This is a genomic window from Herminiimonas sp. CN (assembly GCF_000622895.1).
GTDB lineage: Bacteria > Pseudomonadota > Gammaproteobacteria > Burkholderiales > Burkholderiaceae_D > AVCC01.
On the sequence record NZ_AVCC01000123.1, the window covers coordinates 1 to 7177 of the forward strand.

Consider the following 7177-nt stretch of genomic DNA (forward strand, 5'->3'; position numbering starts at 1 on the left):
CAAAATTCAAACTTGGTTAAAGGCGGTCAATCTATTTATGCACAAGGGATTGCCGCAAACAACACGCCTGCTTGTGCCACCTGTCACGGAGCAAAAGGCGAGGGCATGCAACAGTTTCCCCGTCTGGCTGGCCAGCACGCCGACTATATCGTGAAGCAACTGTTGGTCTTTCAAAGAACCGATGAAAGACCAGAAGGCAGTGTCATGAAAACGGTCGCTCACGGACTCACGCCTGAGAATATTGCAGGCGTCGCCGCCTATCTGGAAGCATTGCCGTCGCTTCAATAAGATGCAAACGGAAATTTCCTGTTTGAATTTATAGGGCCATCAGTGAAATCTGCGGGTGTTTTTTGCGCGCACTGGCACCGACTTACTCATCGGGGCCAATTTTTCGCAAGGGACGCCGCAGCGCCAAATTGATGGCTTTTTTCAAAAGGCGCGCGTGCCGCCCAAGTCCAGGCTGCCATTGCATTTGCCGGTCGTTTTACTGCATGCATGCGAAGCGGTTTTAAAACGCCAACTTCCGCCAGGCAAAATTCATGACGCCTCCGCGCGCCGAGCAACGCGCCGTGATCCGTTTTCGCGCAAGGAGATTGACGTTCGCAGGCACGGCGGCGGCCACTCGCCAAAACCAGGATGTACGGCTGTTCCGTGTCGTGTCGCGTTACTTGCTGCGTTCCTGAGCTCGTTCATCGCCTTTTTCCTGTCTTGGTCCCGGTCCATGTCTTGGCTCCCGCGGTGCGTCCCTGCCATCCTGAGTATTTTTCTGGATTGACCGTGGCGACTGCTGCTCATGCGGGGCTGGACCTTGATGCGGCTGCTGTCGCCGATCCTGTTCTGCCGCATCTTTTTGTCGAGTATGCGCTTGGACTGGTGCTGATCTCTGAACGTCTTCGCTGCCTCTTTGCTGCGGTTGTGGGTGCAGGGTGGTCGGGCCGTCCTGCCGGGGCGGTGCTGGCGGCTTCGAGCGCTGGGTATTCTGCTGCCCGCGTTGCAAAGGCGCAGGCGATCTTTGCACTGGCTGCCCCTGATAGTACGGGCGCACTAACGCATCATGCGGCTGGTAACGGTAATTCTGGCTGTGAAGCGACTGCTGTTGCTGCTGTGCTCTGGGATATTGCGGCCCTGAATACCGTCGTTGGTAGACAGGCAGCGGGGCGGGTGCTGGAGCAGAATTGTGGTTCCACTGGTCCCACCCCCTTCGATGCTGCTCCCATTCATTGCCCCAGTGTTCGCTCCAGCGTGGCGGCATATCCGGCCGCCAGCCGCGAAAGTAGGCGGGCGGATTCCGGTAGTAGCGGACGGGAATTCGCAGGACGAAAAGCGGCACGGCTTCCGGGGTTACCAAGCTCCATGGCCCGTTGTACCAGGTGCTCGCATACCAGCTGTCCGCTTGGTATACCCAGTACATGCCATCGTAAAAGAAAAAATTCGAACGCAGTTGCGGAGCATAGTAGACCGGGTAACCCGGCACTTGGACCAAGTTGGGGAATACCGGCAGGTTGATTCCGATGTTCACGCCAGGAAGCCCGATTCCAATGCTCAGTTGCGCAATGGCCGAAGGCACAGCCAAAAAGAGCATCCATAGTACGATCCGGTAGCGCATTTTATCCTCCGATTCGATAACCAAGGCCATGCTGCGGTCAGCGGAAAGTGACATCAACCCTGACTCTCCAAAAAATTACTCTGATGCCAGATTGTGCTGGATTCTTCCCGGGACATTCTGTTCCAGATCACAGATCAAGGTGATCGGAAAGCCGGTTCAGGCTTAAAGCAGCTGGTCACGAGGTTCCGCATCTTAATTCGTTATAGCCAGTCGGGGCGGTGATCGTTTGGCAGATATGCATGCTTATTCCACCGTCACCGACTTGGCTAAATTGCGCGGCTTGTCGACGTCAGTGCCGCGTGCCAGTGCGGTGTGGTAGGCCAGCAGTTGCAGTGCCACTACGTGCAGGATCGGCGACAGCTGGCCATAGTGCCCCGGCATGCGGATCACATGCAGGCCTTCGCCCGGTTTTACGCGCGAGTCGCTGTCGGCGAAGACGTAGAGCTGGCCGCCGCGGGCGCGCACTTCCTGCATGTTCGATTTCAGCTTTTCGATCAGCGCATCGTTGGGGGCGATGGTGACCACCGGCATCTGCTCGGTGACCAGCGCCAGCGGGCCGTGCTTGAGCTCGCCGGCCGGATAGGCTTCGGCGTGGATGTAGGAGATTTCCTTGAGCTTGAGTGCGCCCTCGAGCGCAATCGGGTAGTGCAGGCCGCGCCCCAGGAAGAGTGCGTTTTCCTTGCGCGCGAAGTCTTCCGACCAGGCGATGATTTGCGGCTCCAGCGCCAGCACCGCGGCGATCGCGACCGGCAGGTGGCGTATCTGTTTCAGGTAATCGGCTTCGCTGGCTTCCGGCAGTCTGCCCTTGACCTGCGCCAGCGTCAGCGCGAGCAGGAACAGCGCGGCTAATTGGGTGGTGAAGGCCTTGGTCGAGGCGACGCCGACTTCGACTCCGGCGCGGGTGATGAAGGCCAGCGCGCATTCGCGCACCATGGCGCTGGTGGCGACGTTGCAGATGGTTAGCGTATGCTCCATGCCGAGCGCGCGGGCGTGTTTCAATGCGGCCAGGGTGTCGGCGGTTTCGCCGCTCTGCGAGATGGTGACCACCAGCGCGCGCCGGCTTGGCACGCTGTCGCGATAGCGGTATTCGCTGGCGATTTCGACGCTGACCGGGATTTTGGCGATCGATTCGATCCAGTATTTGGCGGTCATGCCGGCGTAGTAGCTGGTGCCGCAGGCCAGGATCAGCACCGAATCGATCTGTTGGAAAATGCCGTGGGCGCCGTCGCCGAACAGCTCCGGCATGATGGCGTCGATTCCCTGCAGCGTATTGGCGATGGCGCTGGGTTGCTCGAAGATTTCCTTTTGCATGTAGTGGCGGTACGGCCCCAGTTCGGCCGCGCCGGTGTGGGCGTGCACGGTGCGCACCGTGCGCTGCACCGCCTTGCCGCCGGCGTCGACGATCCAGCAGCGCTGCAGTTGCAGGTCGACCACGTCGCCTTCTTCCAGGTAGATGATCTGGTCGGTGACGCCGGCTAGCGCCATCGGATCCGAAGCCAGGAAGTTTTCGCCCTGGCCGACGCCGACGATCAGCGGCGAGCCTTGCCGTGCGCCGACCACGCGGTGCGGTTCGTCGCGGCAAAATACCGCGATTGCGTACGCGCCATCGAGCCGCTTGACCGCCTGCTGCACGCTGTCGAACAGGTCGCCCGCATACATGTGGTCGATCAGGTGGGCGATGACTTCGGTGTCGGTCTGGCTCTCGAACACGTAGCCGAGTGCGCGCAACTCGTCGCGCAGTTCTTCATGGTTTTCGATGATGCCGTTGTGCACCAGCGCGATGCGGGCGTCGCTGCTGGACGGCGAGAAATGCGGGTGGGCATTGCCGGAGGACGGCGCGCCGTGCGTGGCCCAGCGGGTGTGGGCGATGCCGGTGAAGCCGGCCAGCCCGGTGGAGGCGACCTGCGCTTCCAGTTCAGCCACGCGCGCGGTGCTGCGCGAACGCTGCAAGCGGCCATCGACATGCAACGCCACGCCGCAGGAGTCGTAGCCGCGGTATTCGAGCCGGCGCAAGCCTTCGATCAGGATGGGGGTGATATTGCGTTGTGCAACCGCGCCGACGATACCGCACATGGCAGTCTCCTGAGGGTTTTATTGTTCAAGTCTGCATCGTAGAGGAGTGCGAATGAAATATGTTGTCTTAATTTGTTTGAATATGACTGAATATTTCAACGTGGCATATAAATGGAATAATATTCCAGAATATTTAAGTAAATGGAATATTTATGATTGAAACTCCTGTTTCACAGTTCGATGAACTGGATCGTCGCATTCTGAACGCGCTGCAACTTGACGCGTCGCAAACCAACCATGATCTGGCGGCGCGGGTGCATGCATCGCCGCCAACCTGTTTGCGCCGCGTCAAGCGCCTGATCGAGGCCGGAGTGATTGCGCGCCAGGTGGCGATTCTCGCACCGGAGAAGGTCGGCGCCGGCTTGAGCGCGATCGTCGAGATCACGCTGGATCATCAGGCGTCCGAGCGGATGGTCGAGTTCGAGGCGCTGGTGGCGGTGGAAGATGCGGTGTTGCAGTGCTACCGGGTGGCGCCGGGGCCGGATTTCGTGCTGCTGGTGCAGGTGGCCGACATGCCGGCCTACCATGCGCTGGCGCACCGGCTGTTCGCCGGGCACGCCAACGTGCGCAATGTGCGCAGTTTTTTCTCGATTCACCGCAGCAAGTTCGAAACCCGGATCGCGCTGTGAGGACGGTGTCCGGGTCGTTTTGATTTTAACGGGTCGGATCAGCGGCCTCATCGCATCATCCGTCATTTGCGGCTGGCGATGCCGGGTTGCGCGATCGCTGGCCATCCTGCTAATTATGGCAGTATATTTCAAGTTCGCCTGAATACATGTGGTAATGGCATTGTTTCTGGTTATACTCCATAAAAATAGTTGTCATTGCTTTTTCAGCTTGACTGGCCGCCGCCAGCCGCTCAACGTTACCTGTTTGGCGCGCGAAATCGTCAGCGCACCGGCCGGCGCGTCCTTGGTCAGCGTGGTGCCGGCACCCAGTGTCGCGCCCTTGCCGACCGTCACCGGCGCCACCAGCTGGCTGTCGCTGCCGATGAAGGCGTCGTCCTCGATCACGGTGCGGAACTTGTTGGCGCCGTCGTAATTGCAGGTGATGGTGCCGGCGCCGATGTTGACGCGCGCACCGATGGTGGCGTCGCCGATGTAGGACAGGTGGTTGGCCTTGCTGCCGGCGGCGATCTGGCTGTTCTTGATTTCGACGAAATTGCCGATGTGCACGCCTTCGGCCAGCGCGGTGCCGGGGCGCAGCCGCGCATACGGGCCGATCACGGATTGGGCGCCGACCGCCGCATCTTCGATGTGGCAGAACGGCAGGATCTGCGCGCCGGCGCCGATGCCGGCATTTTTGATCACACAATGGGCACCGATGCGGGCGCCGTCGGCGATCTGCACCTCGCCTTCGAACACGCAGCCGACGTCGATCGTGACGTCGCGCCCGCAGGCAAGGCTGCCGCGGACATCGAGGCGGGCCGGGTCGAGCAGGGTCACGCCCTGTTCCAGCAGGGCGTTGGCGAGGTTGCGCTGGTGGATGCGCTCCAGCTCGGCCAGCTGCACCTTGCTGTTGACGCCCAGCGTTTCCCATACCGCCGCCGGCTGCGCCGACGCCACCGGCACGCGGTCAGCCACCGCGCGCGCGACGATGTCGGTCAGGTAATACTCGCCCTGCGCGTTGTTGTTCGACAGCGTCGCCAGCCAGCGCTTGAGCGGCGCGGTGGGCGCGACCAGGATGCCGGTATTGACCTCGGTAATTGCGCATTCGGCGTCGGTCGCATCCTTTTGCTCGACGATGCGGGTAATCGCGCCGTGTTCGCGCACGATGCGGCCGTAGCCGGTCGGGTCGTCCATGTCCACCGTCAGGATCGCCAGCTTGTCGCGGCCGGCGGCGGCGATCAGGCGTTGCAGCGACGCCGCAGCGGTCAGCGGCACGTCGCCGTACAGCACCAGCGTCGGCTCCGCGTCATTCAGTTGCGATGCCGCTTGGGCGACCGCATGGCCGGTGCCGAGCTGCGGCTCCTGGCGGGCGAAAGTCAGGTCGGGGGCGGCCAGCAAAGCCGGCACCTGTTCGCCGCCGTGGCCGTAGATCACGCACAGGGTCGAGGGCGACAGGCTGCGCGCGGTATCGAGTACGTGCGCCAGCAGCGGTTTGCCGGCCAGCGGGTGCAGCACTTTCGGCAGCGCCGATTGCATGCGTTTGCCCATGCCGGCAGCGAGGATGACGATGTTCATGGAGTGGCTTGTCATGGAGTCTGGAAAGGTGAAAAGTGTATCATCCGCGCGGTCCGGAAATGCCGCCGCGGCCCAGTGTGGCGGGCGGGCGGGGAATTTCAGGATGGGGCTTGACCGCAGCGATCCCGAAAGGGTATCATTCGCACTCTTCGGAGTGTGGCGCAGCCCGGTAGCGCACCTGGTTTGGGACCAGGGGGTCCAAGGTTCGAATCCTTGTACTCCGACCAGTTTCAAGAAAAAGGATCGTCTTTGACGGTCCTTTTTGTATTTCCGCGGCAGTTTGCGCCGGCATGTGCGTGCCGACTCCTGCGACGCTGCATTCCTGGCGGACTACTGGCTCCAGTCGCGGCAGAACTGCATGAAGGCCGACAGCCGCGCCGACAGAATCTTGCGTCGCTGATGCACCAGGTAAAAATGGCGTTGCAGCGGCGGTAGCGTAGTTTTCAGCTGCACCAGCTTGCCAACTTCCATCAGATCGGCCACCACCAGCCGCGACAGGCAGGCCACGCCCAGCCCTGCGGCGGCGGCATGCTTGATCGCTTCCGCACTGCTGAATTCGCCGGCCGAGCGCAGGCTATGCAGATGCGGCACCAGCGCCTGCTCGACCGCCTCGCGCGTGCCGGAGCCGGGTTCGCGCAGCAGCCATGCGGCTTCGCGTAGCATCGCCGGCGTGACCGCGCCACGCGCTGCGCTGCCGGCCAGCGGGTAGTGCGGCGCGCACACCACGATTAATTCATCCGTCAGCCAGGGTTCCACCTGCAGCTCGGGCTCGTGGCAGGGGCCTTCGATCAGACCGACATCGACTGCGAAACTGGCGACAGCCGCCGCCACGTCGGCGGTGTTGGCGATCATCACGCGCGGAAGCGCTGGCGTCTGGCGTGAGCAGAAACTGGTCAGGATGCGCGGCAGCAGATAGGTGCCGATGGTGGTGCTGGCGCCGATGTACAGGCCGATGGCGTTGCCGGCATCGGCCTGCGCGAATTGCCGCTCGATGGTCAAGGCCGCGTCCAGGATTTGCTGCGCCTGCGGCGCCAGCAGGCGGCCGTTGTCGTTGAGCAGCAGCCGTTTCCCGACCCGGTCGAACAGCCGGATGGCGAGCAGCTGCTCCAGCTCGTTCAGCGCCGCGCTGGTGGCCGACTGCGACAGCGCAATCGCCTGGGCGGCGGCACTGGTGCTGCCGCCATCGCAGACGGCGAGGAAGATCTGTAGCTGGCGCAGGGTCAGGCGCATTGCGGTTCTCGGGCGATAGTATATTTTTATCCCGCACTGAATGCATGCGTAAAATGGCATAAAAACATGATACCCCTACTTTTTT

General features: G+C 61.8%; 6 protein-coding genes and 1 tRNA gene. 3 read left to right on the forward strand and 4 right to left on the reverse strand.

Annotated features, from left to right (window positions below; genetic code table 11):
• Positions 1–288 (forward strand): c-type cytochrome (locus HMCN_RS0116635; protein WP_025918442.1); only part of this gene is annotated, 288 nt, incomplete at its 5' end.
• 376 nt (positions 289–664) lie between these two features.
• On the opposite strand, the gene HMCN_RS0116640 is transcribed toward HMCN_RS0116635, so the two are convergent.
• Positions 665–1660 carry a hypothetical protein gene (locus tag HMCN_RS0116640; RefSeq protein WP_238552223.1) on the reverse strand — a complete coding sequence of 332 codons (996 nt, stop codon included), beginning with the start codon at positions 1658–1660 and terminating at the stop codon, positions 665–667.
• A gap of 189 nt (positions 1661–1849) precedes the next feature.
• Positions 1850–3679, reverse strand: coding sequence for a glutamine--fructose-6-phosphate transaminase (isomerizing) (gene glmS, locus HMCN_RS0116645; RefSeq protein ID WP_025918444.1), 1830 nt, complete (start codon positions 3677–3679; stop codon positions 1850–1852).
• 152 nt (positions 3680–3831) lie between these two features.
• Here glmS and HMCN_RS0116650 point away from each other — a divergent pair, with 152 nt between their 5' ends.
• Complete coding sequence (locus tag HMCN_RS0116650) at positions 3832–4308, forward strand: Lrp/AsnC family transcriptional regulator (protein ID WP_025918445.1); 477 nt, start codon at positions 3832–3834, stop codon at positions 4306–4308.
• 192 nt (positions 4309–4500) lie between these two features.
• Here HMCN_RS0116650 and glmU read toward each other — a convergent pair whose 3' ends face one another.
• A complete protein-coding gene (gene glmU / locus HMCN_RS0116655) occupies positions 4501–5862 on the reverse strand; it encodes a bifunctional UDP-N-acetylglucosamine diphosphorylase/glucosamine-1-phosphate N-acetyltransferase GlmU (protein WP_025918446.1) in 1362 nt (453 codons plus the stop codon).
• Positions 5863–6012: 150 nt separating this feature from the next.
• Between glmU and HMCN_RS0116660 the strand changes: the two genes are divergently transcribed.
• Positions 6013–6089 (forward strand) — tRNA-Pro (locus HMCN_RS0116660).
• Between the two features lie 103 nt (positions 6090–6192).
• On the opposite strand, the gene HMCN_RS0116665 is transcribed toward HMCN_RS0116660, so the two are convergent.
• Positions 6193–7092, reverse strand: a complete 900-nt coding sequence (locus HMCN_RS0116665; RefSeq protein ID WP_025918447.1) for a LysR family transcriptional regulator — start codon at positions 7090–7092, stop codon at positions 6193–6195.
• Positions 7093–7177: the final 85 nt, after the last annotated feature.

Bases quoted from the DNA above. Each gene is read 5' to 3' on its own strand.
- HMCN_RS0116640 (WP_238552223.1), bottom strand. From the start codon at position 1,660: ATGTCACTTTCCGCTGACCGCAGCATGGCCTTGGTTATCGAATCGGAG.
- glmS (WP_025918444.1), bottom strand. From the start codon at position 3,679: ATGTGCGGTATCGTCGGCGCGGTTGCACAACGCAATATCACCCCCATC.
- HMCN_RS0116650 (WP_025918445.1), top strand. From the start codon at position 3,832: ATGATTGAAACTCCTGTTTCACAGTTCGATGAACTGGATCGTCGCATT.
- glmU (WP_025918446.1), bottom strand. From the start codon at position 5,862: ATGAACATCGTCATCCTCGCTGCCGGCATGGGCAAACGCATGCAATCG.
- HMCN_RS0116665 (WP_025918447.1), bottom strand. From the start codon at position 7,092: ATGCGCCTGACCCTGCGCCAGCTACAGATCTTCCTCGCCGTCTGCGAT.